This is a genomic window from Pasteurella sp. XG20 (assembly GCF_018968665.1).
In the GTDB taxonomy this organism is placed as follows: domain Bacteria; phylum Pseudomonadota; class Gammaproteobacteria; order Enterobacterales; family Pasteurellaceae; genus Pasteurella; species Pasteurella multocida.
This window is the reverse complement of record NZ_CP076656.1, coordinates 2036916-2060167: the sequence shown is the minus strand read 5'-3', so window position 1 is coordinate 2060167 and position 23252 is coordinate 2036916. Positions and strand designations below refer to the sequence as shown.

Here is a 23252-nt window from a genome sequence, read left to right as displayed (position 1 = left end):
GTGAGCTCAGTGATGGCTGAGCCTAAAAAGAGAGTAAAAGTAGCATAACATGATTAGATTTTCCAATGTGAGTAAAGCCTATCTCGGTGGTAAGCCTGCATTACAAAATATCAGTTTTCATTTGCCCGTGGGTAGTATGACCTATGTCATTGGGCATTCTGGGGCAGGGAAAAGTACGCTGTTGAAATTGATAATGGGTATGGAAAGGGCAAATGGTGGGCAGATTTGGTTTAATGGGCATGATATTACCCGTTTAGCGGCACATGAAATTCCGTTCTTACGTCGTCAAATTGGCATGGTACACCAAGATTACCGTCTGTTAGCAGATCGTTCGATTGTGGATAATGTGGCGTTACCCCTGATTATTGCGGGGATGCATCCTAACGAAGCGGAAAGTCGAGCGCTCGCTACCTTAGATCGTGTGGGCTTGCGTGATCGTGCCAATCATTTACCTGTGCATTTGTCCGGTGGTGAGCAGCAGCGAGTGGATATTGCCCGCGCGATTGTGCATAAACCGCAATTATTGCTTGCCGATGAGCCAACAGGTAACTTGGATAATAGCTTGTCTTTTGAAATTTTCAGTTTGTTTGAAGAATTAAATCAAATGGGGATGACGGTGCTGATTGCCACACATGACCTCAATATTATTCAACAAAAACCAAAACCTTGTCTTGTCCTTGAACAAGGCTACTTACGCTGAGGAAAGTTGTGATGAGTTCGCGCCGTGTGCATGCGCCATTTTGGGTGCAAATACAATATGTGTTAAAAGCTGTATGGGCTGATTTATTAAAGCGCCGTTTTGGCACCTTACTGACAATTTTAGTGATCAGTGTTTCCCTCACTATTCCAACAGTAAGCTATTTATTGTGGAAAAATATTCACCAAGCTACGACCCAGTTTTATCCGGAAAGTGAGCTCACGGTGTATTTACACAAAACTTTGAGTGAAGAAGATGCCAATTTGGTGGTGGAAAAAATTCGCCAACAAAACGGCGTTGCCTCATTAAATTATATTTCACGTCAAGAGAGTTTGAATGCGTTTCGTGATTGGTCGGGTTTTGGCAATGAGTTAGATGTGTTAGATGATAACCCTTTGCCTGCGGTAGTGATGATCAGACCGACGAAAGAATATAATGAATCGCAAAAGCGCAATGAGCTACGCCAAAATTTAGATAAAATTAAAGGTGTACAAGAAGTGCGTTTAGACAATGATTGGTTGGAAAAATTGACCGCACTGACTTGGTTAGTGGCACATGTGGCGATCTTTTGTGCGGTACTGATGACCTTGGCGGTTTTCTTGGTAATTGGTAACAGTATTCGCTCGGATGTGTACAGTAGCCAAGCGACCATTGAAGTGATGAAACTGCTTGGTGCCACCGATCAATTTGTGTTACGCCCTTTCTTATATACGGGCATGATTTATGCCTTGTTAGGCGGCTTTTTTGCCTGTGTGTTAAGTAGTTTAGTGATTGGTTATTTCACCAGTGCCGTCAAGTATGTGACCGATATTTTTGCGGTACATTTTGAGTTAAACGGGGTAAATCTGGCGGAGTTTTCATTTCTGATGATCATTTGCACATTGGTGGGCTACCTTGGTGCTTGGTTAGCGGCAACTCGCCATATTAAAATGCTTGAGCGAAAAAATTAAAAAAATAGACCGCACTTTTTATGCAGAAACAAAAGGCAGATCAAATGATTGATCTGCCTTTCTTATTTTATGCATTTACGCTGAGGTCCCGACGGTATGGAATTGACGCGCGAAATAGACTAAGGCGTGTTCTTGTTCTTCATTGACTTGAATTTCTTCAAGCTCCACTAAAAACATCGAATGCGTGCCAATATCACGACTATCCACAATGGTGCCCGTTAAATTGGCGAGTGCATTCTTAAGACTCAGTGGTGCCACCGGGTCTTGTTTTTCATGCCACACAGCCCACTCAAAACGCTCATCCATACAGCTGCCCATGAAACCGGCAAAGTGTTGTGCGAGTTCGAGTTGTTCTGCACTCAATACATTGACACAAAGGCGTTTATTGGTCTGGAAGACAGGATTCATTTCACTGTTTTTGTTAATACATACCATGATCGTTGGCGGTGTATCGGTAACGGAACAGACCGCCGTCGCCGTAATACCACATTTCCCAGCGATACCATTGGTCGTAATAATATTCACGCCAGCGGTCAATTTTGCCATGGAATTACGAAAGTGTTGTTGAATTGGCGTAAGCATATTGATTTTCCTTATGTTTTACGACGTACGTTATTTTGAAAAACGGTTGAGGTTATGCAAAATATTAATGTCTTCTGAGTTATTCAGATGTGGCACTTTCCAACCTTTTTCATCATAGTCAGCCAAGCATTTATCCACTAAATCGAAACAACGCTGTAATGTACCGTTACCAGTGGATTGCCCGAGTACTTGTAAACGCACTTCTTCTTGGCTACCGGCGTAGTTGATTTCGTAAAGTTCGTGACGACCACCGAACTCCGTGCCAATGGCATCCCACAGAAGTTTTAAAATTTTGATACGATCACGGTATTCAATATTGTTTGAACCACGCACGTATTTTTCTAAATATTGGTCGATTTCAGGGTTATTGAAATCGCGAATATGTGAAGGCAAATAAATTAACCCACTTGTTACCGTTTGTTCAATGATTTTTTTCACCGTATGGTAAGCCATTGGAGCCATCACACGATAAGTTTGGATTGCTTGTGCACTTGGCATTTGGCAACCATGTTTCCACTGATAAGAAGATCCCGCCATGGCATCAGTAAGTGTCCAAAAGAGGTTACGATACATCATCACTTCGCCCATTTGCGCCGCGACGCCACGGAATTCAATCACGCCGGTACATTGTAATGCTTTATGTAATAAACCTGTAATGAAATCTAATTTCACCGCCAAACGGGTACAAGCTTGCATTGGGAAAAGCGTCGCAAAGCCGGCATATTGTGCCCAAGTACGACAACGCTCTAGATCACGATAGATTAAAATGTTTTCCCAAGGAATAAAGACGTTGTCTAACACCAAAATGGCATCGTTTTCATCGAAACGAGTAGAAAGTGGGAAGTCAAACGGTGAACCAGTCGCGCCTGCGGCAAGTTCATAAGAGTGACGGCAAATCAGTTTGACACCTTCGGCATCCATGGGTGCAATAAACATCAAGGCAAAGTCGTCGTTATCGCCAATAATTTGTGCGGAACCAAATCCAATAAAGTTATAGTGAGTGAGTGCTGAGTTAGTCGCCACTACTTTCGCGCCACTCACGATAATCCCGTCAGCACGTTCTTCTTCGATTTTCACGTAGATATCTTTAACTTGATCAATAGGTTTATTGCGGTCAATCGGTGGATTAACAATAGCGTGGTTGAAATAGAGGCAAGATTCTTGGATACGTTTATACCAATTGCGTGCATTATCGGCGAACTTACCATAAAATTCTGGATTGGCGCCTAACGCGCTACCAAATGCGGCTTTATAGTCTGGAGTACGCCCCATCCAGCCATAGCTAAAACGTGACCAAGCTGCGATAGCATCGCGTTGTGCTTTGAGTTCTTCTGCGGTACGGGCATAACGGAAGAATTTATGGGTATAACCGCCATTGCCAGTATCTGTTTCCCAACACAATTCGTCTTTGGTTGCGGGATCATGTAACGCATCATAGAGTTTTGCCACAGAGGCGGCGGCATTACGAAATGCAGGGTGGGTTGTCATGTCATCGACTAACTCACCATAAATATAGACTTTGCGCCCATCTCTTAAACTTGCTAAATATTCTTCACCGGTGAATGGACGATTTTTTTCTTTGCGGTAATCATCCGGTAATTTGTGCTGTTTTTTTTCTGCTTGCGTCATGATTTACTCCTTTTGAATAAATAAGGGTTGAATAGCATTTCGGGCAAAATCGCTGGCATGTTGCGAATTTGTTAAATTTATAGTGGATCTCTGCGCAAGAGAAAATGCAATTTTCGTGTCAAAAAATGTACTTTTCCGTATTTAGACGGGAAAAATGAATAAAATGTGATCTCTATCGCTGTTTTAAGGATCAAAACTATACAGGCGAAAAAGCATAGTTTACATTCAAGCAAAAAGGATAAGGCGGAAGTAAATTGGAGGGAGGTTATGCGAGATCAATCCTTTGAAACACAAAATATTAATATTGAAAAAACCTATGGTGGACAGGAAAGCAGTAGCATCATCCACTATGAAACCTTTGATAATCTTGCCTTATTTTATGGACGGAAATCGTTGGTGCATTTTCATGATCGCTTTTATCAAGTGCACTACTTAACTGAAGGAAGCATTGCATTACAGTTAGATGCACATGAATACCGCCTGTATGCCCCTTGTTTTTTTATTACTCCGCCTTCTATTCCTCATGGCTTTTACACCGACTTAGATACGCATGGGCACGTTTTAACCATTCCACAAGAGTTTGTTTGGCAGTTATTAGAATCGTTAAAACGCGATATCAATTATTTTTATCCCATGTGTATTGAGTTATCTCCGCAAGAAGAAGCACAACAAATTTTTAAATTTGAATATTTATTTAATTTATTGGCGGGAGAATACCGTCAACATACGGACGAAAAACAGACCGCACTGCGTTTAAGTGCGAAATTAATTTTATTAGAAATTTATCGTTTGTCGAAAAGCAATGAGAAAAAGTACAGTCCACGTAACAACGAGTTGTATTTATTTAATCAATTTAACTTCCTGATTGAAGATAATTTTAAAAATAATTGGCGCATTAATGATTATTTAGATCGCTTATGTATTAGCGAAAGTAAATTGAATGCCATTTGTCAGCATTTCTCAGCTACCTCACCAAAACGTCTTATTATTGAGCGCCAAATTCAAGAAGCGAAACGGAAGCTATTATTTACCCAGCATTCGATCTATCAAATCGCCTATGATCTCGGTTTTAAAGATCCTGCCTATTTCTCGCGTTTTTTCCAAAAAGAAACGCAATTGTCACCAAAAGCATTTCGCGATCAAGATCACATATCTTCGAATCCATCGTGATTTTTTGTGAAAAGTACAATTTTTCACCTGAAAAGTACATTTAAAACTCGGTTTAACTCCATTATAACTGTAACAACCTATTAACAATTTGGTTACATTGGACTGCTGTTTGTTCTTAAATGCCTTTTCCCAACGAATGTGAAGGAGACTTTTTATGAAGACACGTCAACTCTTACTCGCTTTAACTTTAGCGGCTTCTGCCTCAGTCATGGCAAATGACAAAGTCGTATTAAAAATCGGTCATTTCTTACCCGCACTTTCAACCATGCACAATGATGTGTTAGTCCCTTGGTGTCAGGATCTGAATACGGAATCAAAAGGTCGTATCGAATGTCAATTATATCCTTCAAATCAACTCGGTGGGACCGCAGGTCAATTGATTGATCAGGTGCGTAACGGGGTGGCGGATATTGTGTGGACTGCACCAGGTTATTCGCCGGGTCGGTTCAAAATCATTGAGGCGTTAGAAACCCCGTTCTTATTACCGAATGTACGTGTGGGCAACAAAGTGGCGTGGGAGTTTTTTGAAAAATACGCCAAAGATACCGAATTTAAGCAATTTAAAGTGCTGTCTATTCAAAGTGATGGAGGGGTGACTTTCCATTCGAATAAGCCTTTAAATGAAGTTGAGGATTTAAAAAATAACAAATTACGTACCCCAACGCGTTTAGCCTCCCAAGTGATTCAAGCCTTAGGTGGTGCAGCGATTTCTATTGCCCCTTCACAAGTGGCTGAAAGTATTTCAAAAGGTGTCGTCGATGGTGCGATGGGGGCGTGGGAAGTAGTGCCACCAACTAAATTAGATGAAGTGACGAAATATCATGTGATGCCTGCGGCGGGTGAGCCTTTCCCAACCGTAACCGTACTTGCTTTAGTGATGAATCAGAAAAAATACGATTCATTACCTGCCGATTTAAAAGCGATTCTTGATAAACATTCTGGTCCCGCTTTACTTGAACGTATTACGGTGGCATGGGAAAAAACCGAAGACAATGCGCGTAAAAAAGTGCTTGCCAATGGTGGTGTGATTACTGAGTTTGGTCCAAAACATACAGCAAAAATGAAAGCCATGACGGATTCATTAACCAAAGATTGGATCGAAAGCATGAATAAACAAGGTAAAAACGGTCAGCAATTAATTGATGATTTACGTGAAATGGTGAAAAAACACCAATAATCTGCGAGGAGACGACCGATGAGCGGATCAACTCAAGCTGTCATGATGCCAGAAAACGTCAGGAAGAGTGCGATTGGCATGGGGTTATACCAAGTGTCAAAAGGCATGGCGATTGTGGGTGGGTTTTTATTCATCGCTTTGATCGTGATGTCGTGCTATTCCTTAGTGGGACGTAAATTAGGTAATGGCGGTGTTCTTGGGGATATTGAAATCATGCAAATGGGATGTGCGGTCGCCGCCTCCCTTTTCCTCCCGTTTTGTACCCTGATGTCAGAGCACTTAAAAGTGGATTTTTTTACTGCAAAATTTCCGCCTGTCTTACGCAATAAGATGGATGCACTTGCTGATTTATTGCTTGGTTTGGTGTCCTTTTTATTAGTTTGGCGCATTGCCTTACAAAGTGAGACGTTAAAAGAATATGAAGAAGTGACGGCCTTGCTTTCTTTTCCAACATGGATACCCAATGCCGCCATCATGTTGGGTTTTATTGTGATGGGATTGTGTGCTTTTTTCCATTTTTATATCCATTTAACTTCAAAGGATTAAGCTTATGATGAGTGGCTTAGAAATGGGTATTGTGGGTTTTTTTATCTTACTGACCCTCTTATTAATTCGAATTCATATTAGTATCGCGATGTTTTTAGCGGCAGCCGGGTTGTACGCCTATTTAGGTCAAGGGGATCTGAATGCCCTGATGTACACCTTAAACGGTTTAGCTTATGCACGTTTGTCTAATTACGACTTAGCGGTTGTTCCTTTATTTATCTTTATGGGACAACTTGCTTCACATGGTGGGATGTCGAAAGCCTTATTCCAAGCAGCGAGTAGCTTTATTGGTCACTGGCGAGGTGGTCTCGCTATGGCTTCTGTTGGCAGTTGTGCCGCATTTGGGGCGATTTGTGGTTCATCTTTAGCTACCGCAGCAACCATGGGACAAGTTGCCATTCCCGAATTGAAAAAACGCCGTTATTCCGGTGAATTAAGTACAGCAACCTTAGCTGCGGGCGGCACACTCGGGATTTTAATTCCACCTTCCGTACCGCTTATTATTTATGCGGTACTAACACAAGAATCCATTGGGAAACTGTTCGTGGCGGCGATTATCCCGGGAATTTTAGCGCTGTTAGGCTATGTGTTTGTGATCAAGGTGTTAGTCAGTTTACACCCTGAAGCAGGTCCAACGTCGGAAAAAGTCCCCTTTTTACAAGCCTTAAAATCACAAGTCAAAGTATTACCAATTTTCATCGTGTTTGCGGTGGTGATTATCAGTATTTATGGTGGCTGGGCAAATCCAACTGAAGCCGCCTCTATTGGCGCTGCCTCTTGTGGCATTATTTCTTGGCTTTCTGGTGGGTTAACTTGGAAAGGGTTAGTTGACAGTATCTTACAGACCGCCATGGCAAGTGCGATGATTTTTATGGTGTTGATCGGCGCGGATTTATTGAACTCTGCGTTAGCCCTTACTCAGATGCCAGCCCAATTAGCAAATTGGGTGGTTGAACAGCAATATGCGCCGTTGTTGGTGTTGTTTTGTATCTTAATGATTTATTTGGTTTTAGGTTGTGTCATGGACTCCCTTGCCATGATCTTGTTAACCATTCCGATTTTTTATCCAATTATTCTCGGTTTAGATTTCTGGGGGCTGTCAGCACAAGATAAAACCATTTGGTTTGGCATTGTGGCATTGATGGTGGTGGAAATTGGCTTAATCACCCCACCCGTCGGCATGAACTTATTTATTATCAATAAGATGGATAAAGACACCCCATTATTAGCCACATCAAAATGGGTGTTGCCATTTATTGCCTCTGATCTTATTCGTATTGCTGTGATTGCCTGCGTTCCGGGCATTGCGCTGTGGCTCGTCCATTTATTTTAAGTGAGGAAATTATGTCTGTCTCTTTAGCTAAACAGATTACCCAACTCAATACTGCGCATAAACCTACGGTGTTTGTCATTGCGTTGAACTCAACTCAATTATTGCAACGTTGCCAAGCACAGTTTGAACAAGCGCCTTATCAAGCGTTACCGAAAACCCCAGTTATTTATGTGTTGCCTGAAGCGACACATAATCGCAGTGGGGCGAACGTGTCGCTCCCTGCGGGGAAAAAACAGCTCAGAATTGAACCGCACTTGGCGGTGGTGTTTGGTCGAGATACCTCACGAGTTTGTGTGGAACAGGCGATGCACTACGTATCCGGGTATCTGCCGGTGGCACTCTATTCTTTACCCCATGACAGCTATTACCGTCCCGATATTGAGGGGCGTTGCCAAGAGGGCTTCTGTGTTTTAGGGCAAGAAGTGTTAAAAAGTGCGGTACAAAATCCGGCGGAATTGACAGTCAATATTACGGTTAATGGTTCTGTGAAGAAAAGCTATGGGCATTTAGCCATGAAACATTTGATTCCTGAGTTGATCAGTTTTTTAAGCCAATTTATTGCTTTTAAAGCGGGCGATATTTTGCTGACCGGCACAGAGGATATGCCACTCCTTGTGGGCGCTGGCGATCAGGTATCCGTTGAGTTTGCTCAACTGGGTTGTTTAACCAATACGGTAACTGAATGAGGTAAGCAGGATTATGAGTAAATATGCAAAAGTGATGTATCAAAATCAAATCCATAGCGTAGAAGTGCGACCAAATGGCTTGTTAACCGATCAACAACAATTATTGCCGAGTGAAGCGGTAACCTGGTTACCGCCAGCCAGTGGCATGATGTATGCCTTAGGGTTAAATTACGCCGATCACGCCTCTGAATTAGATTTTAAGCCACCTGAAAAGCCCCTTGTGTTTGTGAAAACCCATCACACTTACACCGGTCACAACAGCACCACGTGGCGCCCTGATAATGTGGACTATATGCATTATGAATGTGAGCTGGTAGTGGTGATTGGTAAAACAGCAAAAAATGTAAAACGGGATGAGGCGATGGATTATGTGGCGGGTTATACCCTGTGTAATGATTATGCGATTCGTGATTATTTGGAGAACTATTATCGCCCAAATTTACGCGTGAAAAATCGTGTGGGCACGACCCCTGTTGGTCCTTGGATTGTGGATAAAGCGGATGTGAAAGATCCGATGAACTTAACTTTAAGAACATGGGTCAATGGCGAGTTGTGTCAAGAAGGGAATACCAAAGACATGATCTTTGATATTGCGTACCTCATTGAACACCTCTCCCATATTACTACATTACAACCGGGCGATATGATCGCCACAGGCACACCAAAAGGGTTAGCGGATGTGAAACCGGGTGATTGCGTAGAAATTGAAATTGAGCAAATTGGCAAATTGACGAACTACATTGTGAGTGAAACGGCCTTTTTTGCGCAAAACGTATAAATATAAAAGGAGACAACCTTATGATTAAGCATTGGATAAATGGTAAAGAAGTCGCCAGTGAGGAAACCTTTGACAACTTTAATCCTGCAACAGGTGATGTGATTTGTCAGGTTGCCTCTGGCGGTGAAAAAGAAATTAATGCGGCAGTTCAAGCAGCAAAAGACGCGTTCCCAAAATGGTCAAAAACACCAGCCAAAGAACGCGCCCGTTTGATGCGTAAGTTAGGTGAATTAATTGATCAAAATGTGGCGAAATTGGCCGAATTGGAAACTTTAGATACGGGCTTACCCATTCATCAAACCAAAAACGTGCTCATTCCTCGTGCCTCGCATAACTTTGATTTCTTTGCGGAAGTTTGTACGCGCATGAATGGGCATAGCTATCCAGTCGATGACAAAATGCTTAACTATACCCTTTATCAACCGGTTGGGGTATGTGGCTTGGTTTCCCCATGGAACGTGCCATTTATGACAGCAACGTGGAAAACCGCACCTTGTTTGGCATTAGGCAATACTGCGGTACTTAAAATGTCCGAGCTTTCACCTTTAACCGCAAATGAATTAGGGCGTTTAGCCTTGGAGGCAGGTATTCCTGAAGGGGTTTTCAATGTAGTGCAAGGTTTCGGTTCAACAGCAGGTCATGCGTTAGTCACACACGATGACGTGCGTGCGATTTCATTTACCGGTGGCACGGCGACAGGTAAGCATATTTTAAAACATGCCGGTTTGAAAAAATATTCAATGGAGTTAGGGGGCAAATCCCCAGTGTTGATTTTTGATGATGCGGATTTAGATCGCGCCTTAGATGCGGCATTGTTCACCATTTTCTCGCTCAATGGCGAGCGTTGTACTGCGGGTTCACGGATTTTTATTCAAGAAACAGTGTATGACGAGTTCGTGAAACAATTTGCAGCACGTGCAAAACGGTTAATCGTGGGCGATCCGCAAGATTTCAATACCCAAGTAGGTTCCATGATTACCCGTCAACATTATGACAAAGTGACAGGTTATATCCGTATTGGTCTGGAAGAAGGCGCCACCTTACTTGCTGGCGGTTTAGAACGTCCGCAAAACTTACCAGCACATTTACAAAAAGGTCACTTTATTCAACCAACGGTCTTTGCCGATGTCGATAACCGTATGCGTATTGCACAAGAGGAAATTTTTGGTCCGGTGGTGTGTTTAATGAAATTTAAAGATGAAGCAGAGGCATTACGTTTGGCAAATGACGTGGAATACGGTCTGGCTTCTTACATTTGGACAAAAGACATTGCGAAAGCATTGCGTTTATCCAATGGCATTGAAGCGGGGATGGTCTTCGTCAACAGTCAAAACGTACGTGATTTACGTCAACCGTTCGGTGGCATCAAAGCCTCAGGTATTGGACGCGAAGGCGGCGAATACAGCTTTGAAGTCTTTGCTGAATTGAAAAATGTGTGCATCTCAATGCACGATCATCCAATTCCTCGCTGGGGATTATAAAATTAAAGGAGCAACAATATGGGTAAACTCGCTTTAGCTGCCAAGATTACACATGTTCCGTCAATGTATTTGTCAGAACAACCGGGCAAACATTATGGTTGCCGTGCTTCCGCCATTGAAGGTCACAAAGAAATTAGCCGACGTTGTCGTGATTTGGGGGTCGATACGATCATCGTATTTGATACACATTGGCTGGTGAATAGTGCATATCATGTGAACTGTTGTTCGCATTTTGAAGGGGTTTATACCAGTAATGAGCTCCCACACTTTATTCGTGATATCACTTTTAATTATGAAGGCAATCCTGAATTAGGTCACATGATCGTCAAACATGCGGTGGCGAAAGGGGTGCGCGCTCAGGCACATGAGATTGATAGCTTGAAATTGGAATACGGCACGTTGGTTCCAATGCGTTATATGAACGAAGATAAAGCCTTTAAAGTGATTTCCATTGCGGCATTCTGCACCTCGCATTCATTCGAAGATAGTCGCAAGCTCGGTGAGGCGGTATTAGACGCCATTAAAGAATACGATGGCATTGTTGCCGTGTTAGCTAGCGGCTCGTTATCACACTACTTTATTCCCGATCATTTAGCCAAAGACGGGATGAACAGCTATACCCGTGAATTTGAACGCCAAATTGATTTGCATGTAGTGGATATGTGGCGTAAAGGCAATTTCAAAGACTTTTGCAAAATGTTACCGGAATACGCGGAATTCTGTCGCGGCGAGGGCAATATGCACGATACAGTGATGTTGCTCGGTATGCTAGGTTGGGATAAATACGATAAGCCAGTTGAAATCTTGACGGATTTATTCCCAAGTTCCGGTACGGGACAAATTAACGCCGTCTTCCCGGTGTAATCCGCACAAGTGCGGTTGGTTTCTGACACTTTTTGCTAAACAGACCGCACTTTTCTCTTCATAAAAAGGAAAACATGCATGCCACACTTTATTGTTGAAGCCACCGAAAATTTGCGTGATGAGGTGGATTGGCAACCATTATTTAAACAGGTGCACGATTATCTTGCCAGTACCGGTATTTTCCCTTTAGGCGGCATTCGCAGTCGCGTGCATTGGGTGGATGTGTATCGTATGGCGGATGGGATAGAAGATGATGCTTTTGTGCATATCACGTTAAAGATTGGTGCGGGACGTGATGAAGCCAGTTTAAAACCTGTCGGCGAACAGGTGTTTACACTGTTAACGAATTACTTTCAACCGCTATTTGAGAAACGCTATTTTGCGCTGTCATTTGAAATGGCGGAATTGCATCCGACCTTAAATTTCAAGAAAAACAATGTGCATTTGAGATTTAAGAAATAAGCCAATTGAGGCGATTTAACAGAGTGTCATGGAGGCGTCATTATGCCAGTAGCAACCAATACGACGTGGAATCAGACCGCACTTATCTGCTTCTTAGGCACGTTGGTGGGCTTTGGACCGCTTTCCATTGATATGTATCTGCCATCTTTACCGACCATTGCGCAAGCTTTACATACCAGTATTGAATGGGTACAACTGTCCGTTAGTACCTTCCTGACGGGGTTTTGTGTGGGCATGTTGTTTTATGGTCCCTTATCCGATAAATATGGGCGCCGTATTATTTTGCTGATCGGCATGGCAATTTATATCGTGGCGAGCATTGCGTGCAGTATTGCTACTAGCATTGAACAGCTGTTAGTCGCCCGTTTTTTACAAGCCTTTGGCGGTGGGGTAGGTCCCGTATTAGGGCGGGCGATTGTGCGTGATAGTTTCCCGCCACAGCGTATTACGCACGTGCTTTCTATGATGCAGTTAGTCACGATGCTTGCCCCTCTCTTAGCGCCTTTTATCGGCGGTATTGTGTTGTTATGGTTTGGCTGGGAAACTCAGTTCTTACTTTTAGCGTTAATTGGGGTGGTTTGTTGGTTAATTGCTTATTTTTTCTTAGCGGAAACCAATCAAGACCGCCATCAACGTCCGTTAAATCTTGGCACATTTTTTCAAGCATATTGTGGGATTTTGAAACAACCACAATCTTTCGGCAATATTCTTTGTTTAAGTGCCATGTTTGGCGGCATGTTTGCTTATGTAGCCGGTACGCCCTTTGTTTACATTGATTATTTCCATATTCCGCCTCAGGACTACGGATTTTACTTTGGCATCAATGTGGCTGGTATTGTGTTAGCAACTTTAATTAATAACTATTGTGTTAAACGTTATGCCGTCCAGCGTGTGTTAATGGCGGAAATGGGCTTAGTGGCATTGGCTGGCATGGCGTTTTTTCTGGCAGACCCCGATTCCTTATTTGCCATAATGTTACCGCTTTTTATTTTTGTCGGGTTAACGGGGGCGATCACGCCTAATGTGATGACCAGTTTATTAAAACAGCATAGCCATGCAGCAGGTGCGGCGATGGCACTTGTGGCTTCGATGCAGTTTGCCGGTGGTTTTGTGGCAAGTGGCGCATTGTCTTACTTTTTTAACAACAGTCCGCAAACCATGCTTTGGGTCATGAGTACTTGCGCAGGTGTTGCCATTGTGGGCTTTATGATTACGTTAAAACCAAATTCAATTTCATCTTAAAGAGGGATTTTCTATGTTATCCGAAGCGATTATTCAACAGGCGGCACAACGTCTTAATGAAGCAGAAAAAACAGGCACGCAGATTTCACAATTTTCGTTAGCGTATCCAGAGATTACCATTGAAGATGCGTATGAAATTCAAAAAGCGTGGGTGGCGATGAAAATTGCAGAAGGACGCGTGTTGAAAGGGCATAAAATCGGCTTAACCTCAAAAGCGATGCAAAATAGCTCACAAATTAATGAACCAGATTATGGTGCCTTACTGGATGATATGTTTTTTGAGGAAAACAGTGAAATCCCTTTTGATCGTTTTATCGTGCCGCGCGTTGAGGTGGAATTAGCCTTTATTTTGAAAAAAGACTTATCTGGACCAAATTGCACTATTTTTGATGTGTTGGATGCTACCGATTATGTGATCCCTGCGTTAGAAATCATTGATGCGCGCATTGAACAATTTGACAGTAAAACTAAAGTGCCGCGTCGTGTATTTGATACCATTTCAGATAATGCTGCTAACGCTGGAGTGGTGTTAGGCGGACGTGCAATTAAACCGATGGACGTGGATTTACGCCGTGTAGCGGCGGTGTTATACCGCAATGGTGTGGTGGAAGAATCCGGTGTGTCTGCGGCAGTTTTAAATAACCCAATTAAGGGCGTGGCGTGGTTAGCCAATAAACTGCATCCTTATGGCGTGACGCTTAAAGCCGGTGAAGTTATTTTGGGCGGTTCCTTTACACGCCCCGTCGCTGCCCGTCGTGGTGATACATTCCATGTGGATTACCATGAATTAGGCAGTATTTCGATGCAGTTTGTGTAATGGCAACGTGAGGCGTACAATGCAACTGAAAAATCACTTTAAACAAGCGTTAAAAGAGAAAAAACCGCAAATTGGCTTATGGGTCGGCTTAGCGGATGGCTATGCTTGTGAGCTTGCCGCCACTGCCGGATTTGATTGGTTATTGCTCGATGGTGAGCATGCCCCGAATGATCTACGCACCCTGTTACATCAGCTCCAAACCTTAGCCGCGTATCCTACTACTCCGATTATTCGCCCCGTGATTGGACAAACGCATACCATTAAACAACTGCTTGATATTGGGGCGCAGACCTTATTGGTCCCGATGGTGGAAACCGCTGAACAAGCGCGCGAATTGGTGAAATCCATACATTATCCACCAAAAGGTGTGCGTGGCGTAGGCAGTGCCTTAGCACGTGCGTCGCGTTGGAATAGTATTCCTCATTATCTACAACAAGCGGATGAAGAAATCTGTTTATTGGTGCAAGTGGAAAACAAAACCGGCTTACAGAACCTGAAAGAGATTGCTGAAGTCGATGGGGTCGATGGCGTTTTTATTGGACCTGCCGATCTGAGTGCGTCATTAGGGCATTTAGGCAATCCATCGCATCCAGAAGTGCAACAAGCGATTGAACAAGCGATTGCCACCATTTGTGCTGCGGATAAAGCTGCCGGTATTTTGTATGCCGATGAAAAAATGGCAAAACACTATTTAGCACTCGGCTGTACGTTTGTGGCGGTAGGCGTCGATACCTCTTTGTTAATGCGTGCATTAAACGATCTTTCACAGAAGTTTAAGTCATCGAATGCACTAGAAAACACAGCTAGTGCGAACCAAATTTATTAATTGTTGGGAGGTATTTCAATGCAACAATTTTCCCTATTAAAAACCAAAGCCTATATTAATGGCGAGTATGTACAGGCAAAGGATCACAAAACCTTTGCGGTTACTAATCCAGCGACCCAACAAATCATTTGTGAGTTGCCAGATTTAAGCGCAGAAGAAACCGAATATGCGATTGCTTGCGCGGCACAAGCCCAGAAAAAATGGCAAAAAGTCACGCCGAAAGAACGTGCGAATCTCTTACGCCGTTGGTATAACTTAGTCATTGAAAACCAAGAAGAATTAGCCCAATTACTGAGTTTAGAACAAGGTAAACCGATCAGCGAAAGTCGTGGTGAGATTTTATATGGCGCCAGTTTTATTGAATGGTTCGCTGAAGAAGCCAAACGTATTTATGGCGACGTGTTACCACAGGATAAAGAAAATCATCGTTTATTAGTGATTAAACAAGGCATTGGGGTGGTGGCAGCAATTACTCCGTGGAACTTCCCGAATGCGATGATTACTCGTAAAGCTGCGCCAGCCTTTGCGGCAGGTTGTGCAATGGTATTAAAACCCGCACAGGAAACCCCACTTTCTGCATTAGCGTTGGCAGAACTGGCACACCAAGCGGGCTTACCTGCGGGGCTATTTAATGTGATTACTTCAACTCGCTCCGTTGAAATTGGCAAAGTGCTAACCGAACATCCAACGGTACGTAAAGTGACTTTTACCGGTTCGACCCGTGTGGGCAAAATCCTGATGGCGCAATCGGCGAGTACAGTGAAAAAATTGTCATTAGAATTGGGTGGCAACGCCCCGTCGATTGTGTTTGATGATGCGGATTTAGAGAATGCTATCGAGGGCATTATCGCCTCGAAATTCCGCAACAGTGGACAAACCTGCGTCTGTACTAACCGTATTTATGTGCAAGCCGGCATTTATGACCGTTTTGTGGAGCAATTCAGCGCCAAAGTGGCGGCCTTTAAAGTGGGCAGTGCCAATGAAGCCGGTGTCAACATTGGACCATTAATCAGTCAAAGTGCGGTCAATAAAATCCAAGAACATATCGACGATGCCACCGCAAAAGGGGCAAATTTGGTGATCGGCGGTAAGCCTCATACGCGAGGCGGTACGTTCTTTGAACCGACCGTATTGCGAGATGTGACCCAAGCGATGTTAGTGGCAAAAGACGAAACCTTCGCCCCATTGGCACCGGTGTTTAAATTTGACACCGAAGCGCAAGTGATTGAGATGGCAAATGATACTGAATTTGGCTTAGCCTCGTATCTTTACACCCAAGATATTTCTCGCATCTGGCGAGTTTCCGAAGCATTAGAATACGGTATTGTCGGTATCAACGAAGGTCTGATCAGCAATGAAATGGCACCTTTTGGTGGCGTCAAAGAATCTGGCTTAGGTCGCGAAGGTTCCCGCTACGGCATCGACGAGTTTTTAGAAATCAAATACCTTTGCTTGAAAGTGTAAATTTGCATTAAATGAAAAAGCACAAGTGATTGCTTGTGCTTTTTTGTTATTCAATTTTGTGAAGATACGAGTAAAAGTGCGGTCATTTTCACCAACGTTTTGTTAAGTTGGTCGGCATAAAAAACAGCCCGATTTTCATCGAGCTGTTTGGTTATTTATCACGTTAAGCGTTTAATTACGCTTTTGGACCTGCTGCCACTAATGCTTTACCTTCATCGTTAGTGGTGTATTTTTCGAAGTTTTTCACGAAACGAGAAGCTAAGTCTTCTGCTTTCGCTTGCCATTGTGCTTTGTCTGCATAAGTATCACGTGGATCTAAGATTGCAGGGTCAACACCTGGTAATGCAGTTGGGATCGCTAAATCAAAGATTGGTAATTTGCCCATTTCTGCTTTTTCGATTGAACCGTCTAAGATTGCATCGATGATACCGCGCGTATCTTTGATTGAGATACGTTTACCTGTACCGTTCCAACCTGTGTTCACTAAGTAAGCTTCCGCACCCGCTGCTTCCATACGTTTCACTAACACTTCCGCATATTGTGTTGGGTGAAGTGATAAGAACGCTGCACCGAAACATGCAGAGAACGTTGGTGTTGGTTCTGTGATACCACGCTCAGTACCGGCTAATTTCGCGGTGAAACCAGATAAGAAGTAGTATTTGGTTTGTTCTGGCGTTAATTTAGATACTGGTGGTAACACACCGAATGCGTCCGCAGTTAAGAAGATCACTTTTTTCGCATGACCTGCTTTTGATACCGGTGTTACGATGTTGTCGATGTGGTAAATTGGGTAAGAAACACGGGTGTTTTCTGTTTTTGAACCATCATCGTAATCCACTGAACCATCTGCACGTACTACAACGTTTTCTAATAAGGCATCACGTTTGATGGCTTTATAGATATCTGGTTCGTTTTCTGGAGACAGTTTGATCGTTTTCGCATAGCAACCACCTTCGTAGTTGAATACGCCATCATCATCCCAACCGTGCTCATCGTCACCGATTAATTGACGTTTTGGATCTGTTGAAAGGGTGGTTTTACCTGTACCTGATAAACCGAAGAACACAGCAACGTCGCCTTTTTCACCCACGTTGGCTGAACAGTGCATAGATGCGATGCCTTTTAATGGTAAGAAGTAGTTCATCATTGAGAACATACCTTTTTTCATTTCACCGCCGTACCAAGTACCACCGATTAATTGCACGCCTTCAGTTAAGTTAAATGCCACAAAGTTTTCAGAATTTAGACCTTGTTCTTTCCAGTTCGGGTTAGTGACTTTAGAACCGTTCATTACCACGAAATCTGGTTTGAAGCCGACTAATTCTGCTTCTGTTGGACGAATGAACATGTTTTTCACAAAGTGTGCTTGCCATGCTACTTCTGTCACGATACGCACTGATAAACGGGTGTCAGCGTTTGCACCACAGAATGCATCGATCACAAATAAACGTTTGCCAGAAAGTTGTTCTGTCACTAAGCCTTTTAAGCTTTTCCACGTATCTTGTGTCATTGGTTTGTTATCGTTTTTCGCCGCATCGCTTGTCCACCAAACAGTGTCTTTGGTTTTGTCATCAAGCACAATGTATTTATCTTTTGGCGAACGACCTGTAAAGATACCGGTATCAACCGCCACCGCGCCTGATTGTGTCACGATACCTTTTTCGTAACCTTCTAAACCTGGTTTGGTTTCCTCTTCGAACAATTGCTCATAACTTGGGTTATAAACGATTTCTTTTACATCATGAATACCAAGTGCACCAAGTTCATTGATTACTTTATTTAAGTCAGTCATACGTTACCTCATAGAGTTAAGTTTTAAATGTTGAAAAATAATGCGAGCATTCTAATCAAATTTCTACCTAAAAACTGTTAGCTTGATCAAAATTTTGAAAAATGGCGAAAAATTTTTAACGTTATATGATTTATGTCAAAGAAAAAAACCGTTCGATAATAGAACGGTTTTCAACGTAATAAGGTTAGAATCGATAACCTACTGAGAAGCGGAGGGCATCATTTTTATATTCTGATTCTCCTCGAATGAGTTTAGATGAATAAGTTAAACGTGAGTCCGTATGTGTATAAGCAATTTCAGCAAGGATATTCTTATACTCAACGCCAAATCCGATGCCGTAGTAGTTACCATTTTCTACATTAAGCGAGATGTTATGTTTTTCAATATAATACTGATTATTGCCAGCAGCATCAGTTGATTCTGTTAAATTGAGCGTTGATTTTGTTTTATTGAATGCATAACCAAAGTCAACTTTGAGGTAAGAGCGGAGATCCGATTGACTATAAAAATTGTGTTTAACAAGGAAATAAAGTGGTATGGAATTGTACCGATTAACTGGATATTCTTCTATAACATCAATTAATGCACGATTTCCATTATCTGTTTTTTGTTTAATTATGTGATGACTGCTTTTACGATGAATATAACCTAAACCTAATCCGACTTCAGTCTTAGGTGTTGCATTATATGTGATTTCTGCAAAGAGACTTGGTGAGAAACGTGCTGTGTTTTTCGGGGCTTGAGTATCATGTCGTGTAATAGCAATGGTATCAAAACGAGAAACGAGATCCACCCCAACTTTTCCGTACACATTGAAATTATTGTTTAGTGCCATCGCATTACTTGCTGTAACAACAAGCATTCCTAAGATAATTTTTTGCATTTTAAACTCCATTTTAGTTGATAAACGGCTGAGAATTATACTTATTAGCACTAAAAAAACAATCGAGTTCAGTTTGTTTCTGAATCATTTATTGATTTAAAACAATACGTTTTTTTAATATAAATTAAGCGAATCCATAAAATAAGACAGCTTAATTGAGAGAGATGTGATGATATCGACCACTCATTTTTTTAACGATGTTTATTCTTTGTTAAAAAGTCACGTAGTGCATACAGTGCAACTAAATTACGTGCTTCACGGAATGTAGGATCTTGCAATAAGTCGTCTAATTGACAGAGAGGGAATCTGATTTGTTCTAGGGGTTCAGGCTCGTCGCCTTCCAGTTTGCAGGGATAAAGGTGCCGAGCTAAAAAGATATGCATCACGCTATTCATGTAACTTGGTGAGGTATTGACTGTGCGTAAATGAATGAATTCGTTAGCACCTAATCCCACTTCTTCTTTGAGTTCTCGATTAGCACTTTCTTCAGGTGTTTCATTGGGATCCATTAAACCTTTAGGGAAACCCAGTTCGTATTGCTCTGTGCCCATCGCATATTCTCGCACCATCAGTAATTGGTCATTTTCAATGGGTAGCACCATGACCGCAGCACGTCCAGTCCCTTTAAAGCGTTCATAAGTACGCTGAATCCCATTCGAAAATTGGAGTTCGACCGATTGAATCTCAAAAATACGTGATTTGGCAACCACTGACACAGAGAGGATTTCCGGTTTTTTATGCATATTCACCTCGTGGATAAGTGCAATTTTACAAAATTAGGGAATAACGATACCATAAACCGCATGACACCAAAAGGAAAGTGATGTGCATGATAGACATGAATTGGCAACAAATTGATACGGTAATTTTAGATTTAGACGGTACTTTGATTGATCTCTATTTCGATCATCATTTTTGGAAAACAGTGGTGCCACAAGCGTATGCGAAAAAATGTAATTTGGATCTTGCCACGAGTCGTCAGCTGTTAAAACAACGTTATGATGCGATTGAGCACAGTAAAGATTGGTATTGTTTAGATTTTTGGGCAAAAACGTTGGATTTGCCGTTACGTGAGTTATATCAGGCACAAGGACCAACACTGAAAGTGCGGTCAGATGTGGCGCCCTTTTTACAAGCTGTGCGTAAGATGAACAAGCAAATGATATTACTTACGGACAGTAATCCATTTAGTTTAGCGCTTAAGTTACAATATTGCGATTTTGTTGCGACATTTGATTTATTGCTGTCAAGTCATCACTTTGGCGCCCCGAAAATTGAGCAACCACTGTGGCACAATTTACAACAAAAGCATTATTTTAACCCCGCACGGACATTATTTATTGATGATACCGAAAACGTATTGGATAGCGCGAAACAATTTGGTATTGCTTATACAGTTGGCGTGGAAAATCCAGACAGCAGTTTGCCAGACAAACGGTTCAAACGACATTTTTCAGTCAACAATTACCGCACTTTAGTGGAGTAAATAACAATGGCGAAAAAGAATAACGGGCATGAAAAAGAGGATGATGTTCGCCTAGATAAATGGCTTTGGGCAGCCCGTTTTTATAAAACACGTACTTTAGCAAAAGACATGATTGATGGCGGTAAAGTGCATTATAATGGGCAGCGCACGAAACCCAATAAAACGGTTGAAATTGGTGGTGTGATCAAACTTCGTCAAGGTAATGACGAAAAAGAAGTGGAAGTGCTTGCGCTTTCTACGCAACGTCGTGGGGCGCCAGAAGCACAATTGTTGTACCAAGAAACAGAAAAAAGCATTGAACAACGTGCGAAAATGGCGATTGCACGTAAGATTAATGCATTAACGATGCCGCATCCTGATCGTCGCCCGAATAAAAAAGAGCGGCGTGATTTATTGAAATTTAAACATCAAGATAGCTTTTCATCTTGATGATGTGATTTACCTACTTTTCTTATTAAAGAAAGGAATATGGGGAAGCTGTGTGCTTGCCCTTAACCTGAATAAAGGCTTTTTATGACAGATAACACAGACAATGACAAACTGTATCGCTACCTTTTCCAAGATCGCGCGGTGCGTGGTGAATGGGTACGGTTAAACCAAACGTTTACTGATACGTTAAATACACATCAATATCCGAAAGTCATCCAAAACTTGCTCGGTGAAATGATGGTGGCGACCAGTTTATTGACGGCGACGTTAAAATTTGAAGGGGATATTACTGTTCAAGTACAAGGTGATGGACCGTTAAAATTAGCATTAGTTAATGGCAATCATCAGCAGCAAATTCGCGCATTAGCGCGTTTACAAGCGGATGTCAGTGATGATATGAGTTTGGCGCAATTAGTCGGGAAAGGGGTATTAGTGATTACGATTGCACCGACAGAAGGCGAGCGTTACCAAGGTGTGATTGCGTTAGATAAGCCAACCATTACTGCCTGTCTTGAAGATTATTTTGTGCGTTCAGAACAATTGCAAACCCAGCTTATTATTCGTGCTGGCGAATTTGAAGGACAACCTGTGGCAGCCGGTATGTTGTTACAAATTATGCCGGACGGTTCAGGTTCTCCAGAGGATTATGAACACTTAGCAACATTGGCAGCGACGGTGAAAGAGGAAGAACTATTTGGTTTAACAGCAGAAGAATTATTGTACCGTTTATATCATGAAGAGCGTGTTGAAATTTTCCCTTCACAGCCGATCTCATTTTTCTGTGGCTGCTCACAAGAGCGTTCTGGTGCCGCATTGTTGTTGATTTCTGATGAAGAATTGGATGAAGTCTTGGCAGAGCATAACGGTACCATTGATATGCAGTGTGAATGTTGTGGGACGCATTATTTCTTCAATAAAGCAGCGATTATGCAATTGAAAGTAGAAAAATAAGTCTTGGTATTATGGATTTTGTTGCAGGCTATCAAGATATTTGATAGCCTGTTTTTCCTTTGCAGCAAACGATTTTATGAGAAAAACGCCGTCTTCTCACACAGTAGTTTAGGTATTGCATAGCATGAAGCGGGAAACTATGTTTGGCGCTTGTCTGTTTAAAAAGGTTATCTATGTTAGCACTTTCACCATCATTACTTGAAAAAACACTTGAAATCGCGGATCAAGCAGGGGATTTTTTAACGCGATTTTATACCGACTCAGGGCAAAATGCGTTAGCAATTCAAACCAAACAAGATAACACGCCAGTGACTGCCGTGGATTTATTTTTGAGTCAATTTTTAATTGAAAAATTGACCGCACTGACACCTGAGGTCCCGATTCTTTCCGAAGAGAGTTGTAAAATTCCCTTACAAGATCGTTCACATTGGGCAGAATATTGGTTAATTGACCCACTCGATGGAACCCAACAATTTATTAATCGCACCGATCAATTTTCCATTTTGATTACACTTGTCCAACACAATCAACCCGTCTTAAGCATTACCCATGCCCCTATTTTACAAACGACCTATTATGCTATGCAGGGCTTTGGTGCTTACAGAAGGCAGGGCAATCAACAAGAAAAGCTAAACAACCAAGCGCGACCTGAGCAGCGAAAAATCAAAATTGCTGTGGGAGTCGGGGGCGTTGAACGGAAAATTCAGCCCTTGTTAAATCCAGCTTATCAATATGAATTTTTGGTTTATGGTTCAAGTGGTTTAAAAGGCGGCTTAGTGGCCGATGGCACTTGTGATTGCTATATTCGAGTAGGAAAAACGGGTGAATGGGATACTGGGGCGGCTGAAATCCTCTTACGTGAAATGGGAGGTGCTGTGTTTGACTTTGCTTTTCAACCGCTTAGCTATAATCAGAGAGAAAGTTTTATTAATCCCAATTTTGTGATGGTGGCGAATACAGAATTTGATTGGCAGAAAATTTTTCAATTTCATTCGCACTAGGCATTA

At 42.3% G+C, this 23252-nt stretch carries 24 protein-coding genes; 19 read left to right on the top strand and 5 right to left on the bottom strand.

The genetic code is table 11. From position 1 onward, the window contains the following. The first annotated feature begins 49 nt into the window (after positions 1 to 49). Both ftsE and ftsX read left to right on the top strand, forming a co-directional pair. On the top strand, positions 50 to 700 hold the full coding sequence (ftsE, locus tag KPF51_RS09660) for a cell division ATP-binding protein FtsE (protein ID WP_061406331.1): 651 nt from the start codon (positions 50 to 52) through the stop codon (positions 698 to 700). A gap of 11 nt (positions 701 to 711) precedes the next feature. Then, the gene (ftsX, locus tag KPF51_RS09655) at positions 712 to 1647 is read left to right on the top strand and encodes a permease-like cell division protein FtsX (RefSeq protein WP_061406332.1); all 936 of its coding nucleotides are present in this window, start codon (positions 712 to 714) and stop codon (positions 1645 to 1647) included. 75 nt (positions 1648 to 1722) lie between these two features. Here ftsX and hpaC read toward each other — a convergent pair whose 3' ends face one another. Together hpaC and hpaB are read right to left on the bottom strand one after the other, a co-directional pair. Further along, positions 1723 to 2229 (bottom strand): 4-hydroxyphenylacetate 3-monooxygenase, reductase component, encoded by a 507-nt coding sequence (gene hpaC / locus KPF51_RS09650; protein ID WP_211599557.1) that lies wholly within the window; start codon positions 2227 to 2229, stop codon positions 1723 to 1725. 30 nt (positions 2230 to 2259) lie between these two features. Beyond that, on the bottom strand, positions 2260 to 3858 hold the full coding sequence (hpaB, locus tag KPF51_RS09645; RefSeq protein ID WP_061406333.1) for a 4-hydroxyphenylacetate 3-monooxygenase, oxygenase component: 1599 nt from the start codon (positions 3856 to 3858) through the stop codon (positions 2260 to 2262). A 267-nt stretch (positions 3859 to 4125) separates the two neighbouring features. Here hpaB and hpaA point away from each other — a divergent pair, with 267 nt between their 5' ends. From hpaA to KPF51_RS09580, 13 genes are all read left to right on the top strand, one after another. Next, entirely contained in the window at positions 4126 to 5028 is a 903-nt protein-coding gene (gene hpaA, locus KPF51_RS09640; RefSeq protein WP_005755118.1) for a 4-hydroxyphenylacetate catabolism regulatory protein HpaA, read from the top strand. Between the two features lie 154 nt (positions 5029 to 5182). Next, positions 5183 to 6205 (top strand): TRAP transporter substrate-binding protein, encoded by a 1023-nt coding sequence (locus tag KPF51_RS09635; protein ID WP_005724329.1) that lies wholly within the window; start codon positions 5183 to 5185, stop codon positions 6203 to 6205. An 18-nt stretch (positions 6206 to 6223) separates the two neighbouring features. Next, complete coding sequence (locus KPF51_RS09630; protein WP_005724331.1) at positions 6224 to 6751, top strand: TRAP transporter small permease; 528 nt, start codon at positions 6224 to 6226, stop codon at positions 6749 to 6751. A gap of 4 nt (positions 6752 to 6755) precedes the next feature. Then, the gene (locus tag KPF51_RS09625) at positions 6756 to 8084 is read left to right on the top strand and encodes a TRAP transporter large permease (RefSeq protein ID WP_005724333.1); all 1329 of its coding nucleotides are present in this window, start codon (positions 6756 to 6758) and stop codon (positions 8082 to 8084) included. Positions 8085 to 8095: 11 nt separating this feature from the next. Next, entirely contained in the window at positions 8096 to 8770 is a 675-nt protein-coding gene (locus KPF51_RS09620) for a fumarylacetoacetate hydrolase family protein (RefSeq protein WP_005724335.1), read from the top strand. A gap of 13 nt (positions 8771 to 8783) precedes the next feature. Next, positions 8784 to 9548, top strand: coding sequence for a fumarylacetoacetate hydrolase family protein (locus KPF51_RS09615; RefSeq protein ID WP_005724337.1), 765 nt, complete (start codon positions 8784 to 8786; stop codon positions 9546 to 9548). A gap of 20 nt (positions 9549 to 9568) precedes the next feature. After that, complete coding sequence (gene hpaE, locus KPF51_RS09610; RefSeq protein ID WP_005724339.1) at positions 9569 to 11029, top strand: 5-carboxymethyl-2-hydroxymuconate semialdehyde dehydrogenase; 1461 nt, start codon at positions 9569 to 9571, stop codon at positions 11027 to 11029. A gap of 18 nt (positions 11030 to 11047) precedes the next feature. Continuing rightward, entirely contained in the window at positions 11048 to 11893 is an 846-nt protein-coding gene (gene hpaD, locus KPF51_RS09605; protein ID WP_005724341.1) for a 3,4-dihydroxyphenylacetate 2,3-dioxygenase, read from the top strand. Between the two features lie 78 nt (positions 11894 to 11971). After that, on the top strand, positions 11972 to 12355 hold the full coding sequence (locus KPF51_RS09600) for a 5-carboxymethyl-2-hydroxymuconate Delta-isomerase (protein WP_005724344.1): 384 nt from the start codon (positions 11972 to 11974) through the stop codon (positions 12353 to 12355). A gap of 42 nt (positions 12356 to 12397) precedes the next feature. Then, a complete protein-coding gene (locus KPF51_RS09595; RefSeq protein ID WP_211599558.1) occupies positions 12398 to 13597 on the top strand; it encodes a Bcr/CflA family multidrug efflux MFS transporter in 1200 nt (399 codons plus the stop codon). 13 nt (positions 13598 to 13610) lie between these two features. Continuing rightward, positions 13611 to 14414 carry a 2-oxo-hept-4-ene-1,7-dioate hydratase gene (gene hpaH / locus KPF51_RS09590; RefSeq protein ID WP_005724348.1) on the top strand — a complete coding sequence of 268 codons (804 nt, stop codon included), beginning with the start codon at positions 13611 to 13613 and terminating at the stop codon, positions 14412 to 14414. A gap of 19 nt (positions 14415 to 14433) precedes the next feature. Next, entirely contained in the window at positions 14434 to 15240 is an 807-nt protein-coding gene (hpaI, locus tag KPF51_RS09585; RefSeq protein ID WP_005724351.1) for a 4-hydroxy-2-oxoheptanedioate aldolase, read from the top strand. 18 nt (positions 15241 to 15258) lie between these two features. Continuing rightward, positions 15259 to 16704, top strand: coding sequence for an NAD-dependent succinate-semialdehyde dehydrogenase (locus KPF51_RS09580; RefSeq protein ID WP_005724353.1), 1446 nt, complete (start codon positions 15259 to 15261; stop codon positions 16702 to 16704). A 175-nt stretch (positions 16705 to 16879) separates the two neighbouring features. Here KPF51_RS09580 and pckA read toward each other — a convergent pair whose 3' ends face one another. The 3 genes from pckA to nudE all read right to left on the bottom strand — a co-directional run bounded on the left by pckA (position 16880) and on the right by nudE (position 20122). After that, positions 16880 to 18496, bottom strand: coding sequence for a phosphoenolpyruvate carboxykinase (ATP) (gene pckA, locus KPF51_RS09575; RefSeq protein ID WP_005724363.1), 1617 nt, complete (start codon positions 18494 to 18496; stop codon positions 16880 to 16882). Positions 18497 to 18680: 184 nt separating this feature from the next. Further along, positions 18681 to 19379, bottom strand: a complete 699-nt coding sequence (locus KPF51_RS09570) for an outer membrane beta-barrel protein (protein WP_016533597.1) — start codon at positions 19377 to 19379, stop codon at positions 18681 to 18683. Between the two features lie 191 nt (positions 19380 to 19570). Beyond that, complete coding sequence (gene nudE, locus KPF51_RS09565) at positions 19571 to 20122, bottom strand: ADP compounds hydrolase NudE (RefSeq protein ID WP_005718226.1); 552 nt, start codon at positions 20120 to 20122, stop codon at positions 19571 to 19573. 86 nt (positions 20123 to 20208) lie between these two features. Between nudE and yrfG the strand changes: the two genes are divergently transcribed. The 4 genes from yrfG (at position 20209) to cysQ (ending at position 23246) form a co-directional block, all read left to right on the top strand. Beyond that, positions 20209 to 20865: a GMP/IMP nucleotidase gene (gene yrfG, locus KPF51_RS09560; protein ID WP_005724374.1), complete on the top strand. Its 657-nt coding sequence runs from the start codon at positions 20209 to 20211 to the stop codon at positions 20863 to 20865. Between the two features lie 6 nt (positions 20866 to 20871). Then, positions 20872 to 21294, top strand: a complete 423-nt coding sequence (hslR, locus tag KPF51_RS09555) for a ribosome-associated heat shock protein Hsp15 (protein WP_059245872.1) — start codon at positions 20872 to 20874, stop codon at positions 21292 to 21294. Between the two features lie 84 nt (positions 21295 to 21378). Beyond that, on the top strand, positions 21379 to 22245 hold the full coding sequence (hslO, locus tag KPF51_RS09550) for an Hsp33 family molecular chaperone HslO (RefSeq protein WP_061406334.1): 867 nt from the start codon (positions 21379 to 21381) through the stop codon (positions 22243 to 22245). A 173-nt stretch (positions 22246 to 22418) separates the two neighbouring features. After that, positions 22419 to 23246 carry a 3'(2'),5'-bisphosphate nucleotidase CysQ gene (gene cysQ, locus KPF51_RS09545; RefSeq protein WP_061406335.1) on the top strand — a complete coding sequence of 276 codons (828 nt, stop codon included), beginning with the start codon at positions 22419 to 22421 and terminating at the stop codon, positions 23244 to 23246. The last annotated feature ends 6 nt before the right edge of the window (positions 23247 to 23252 follow it).

Bases quoted from the DNA above. Each gene is read 5' to 3' on its own strand.
- ftsE (WP_061406331.1), top strand. From the start codon at position 50: ATGATTAGATTTTCCAATGTGAGTAAAGCCTATCTCGGTGGTAAGCCT.
- ftsX (WP_061406332.1), top strand. From the start codon at position 712: ATGAGTTCGCGCCGTGTGCATGCGCCATTTTGGGTGCAAATACAATAT.
- hpaC (WP_211599557.1), bottom strand. From the start codon at position 2,229: ATGCTTACGCCAATTCAACAACACTTTCGTAATTCCATGGCAAAATTG.
- hpaB (WP_061406333.1), bottom strand. From the start codon at position 3,858: ATGACGCAAGCAGAAAAAAAACAGCACAAATTACCGGATGATTACCGC.
- hpaA (WP_005755118.1), top strand. From the start codon at position 4,126: ATGCGAGATCAATCCTTTGAAACACAAAATATTAATATTGAAAAAACC.
- KPF51_RS09635 (WP_005724329.1), top strand. From the start codon at position 5,183: ATGAAGACACGTCAACTCTTACTCGCTTTAACTTTAGCGGCTTCTGCC.
- KPF51_RS09630 (WP_005724331.1), top strand. From the start codon at position 6,224: ATGAGCGGATCAACTCAAGCTGTCATGATGCCAGAAAACGTCAGGAAG.
- KPF51_RS09625 (WP_005724333.1), top strand. From the start codon at position 6,756: ATGATGAGTGGCTTAGAAATGGGTATTGTGGGTTTTTTTATCTTACTG.
- KPF51_RS09620 (WP_005724335.1), top strand. From the start codon at position 8,096: ATGTCTGTCTCTTTAGCTAAACAGATTACCCAACTCAATACTGCGCAT.
- KPF51_RS09615 (WP_005724337.1), top strand. From the start codon at position 8,784: ATGAGTAAATATGCAAAAGTGATGTATCAAAATCAAATCCATAGCGTA.
- hpaE (WP_005724339.1), top strand. From the start codon at position 9,569: ATGATTAAGCATTGGATAAATGGTAAAGAAGTCGCCAGTGAGGAAACC.
- hpaD (WP_005724341.1), top strand. From the start codon at position 11,048: ATGGGTAAACTCGCTTTAGCTGCCAAGATTACACATGTTCCGTCAATG.
- KPF51_RS09600 (WP_005724344.1), top strand. From the start codon at position 11,972: ATGCCACACTTTATTGTTGAAGCCACCGAAAATTTGCGTGATGAGGTG.
- KPF51_RS09595 (WP_211599558.1), top strand. From the start codon at position 12,398: ATGCCAGTAGCAACCAATACGACGTGGAATCAGACCGCACTTATCTGC.
- hpaH (WP_005724348.1), top strand. From the start codon at position 13,611: ATGTTATCCGAAGCGATTATTCAACAGGCGGCACAACGTCTTAATGAA.
- hpaI (WP_005724351.1), top strand. From the start codon at position 14,434: ATGCAACTGAAAAATCACTTTAAACAAGCGTTAAAAGAGAAAAAACCG.
- KPF51_RS09580 (WP_005724353.1), top strand. From the start codon at position 15,259: ATGCAACAATTTTCCCTATTAAAAACCAAAGCCTATATTAATGGCGAG.
- pckA (WP_005724363.1), bottom strand. From the start codon at position 18,496: ATGACTGACTTAAATAAAGTAATCAATGAACTTGGTGCACTTGGTATT.
- KPF51_RS09570 (WP_016533597.1), bottom strand. From the start codon at position 19,379: ATGCAAAAAATTATCTTAGGAATGCTTGTTGTTACAGCAAGTAATGCG.
- nudE (WP_005718226.1), bottom strand. From the start codon at position 20,122: ATGCATAAAAAACCGGAAATCCTCTCTGTGTCAGTGGTTGCCAAATCA.
- yrfG (WP_005724374.1), top strand. From the start codon at position 20,209: ATGATAGACATGAATTGGCAACAAATTGATACGGTAATTTTAGATTTA.
- hslR (WP_059245872.1), top strand. From the start codon at position 20,872: ATGGCGAAAAAGAATAACGGGCATGAAAAAGAGGATGATGTTCGCCTA.
- hslO (WP_061406334.1), top strand. From the start codon at position 21,379: ATGACAGATAACACAGACAATGACAAACTGTATCGCTACCTTTTCCAA.
- cysQ (WP_061406335.1), top strand. From the start codon at position 22,419: ATGTTAGCACTTTCACCATCATTACTTGAAAAAACACTTGAAATCGCG.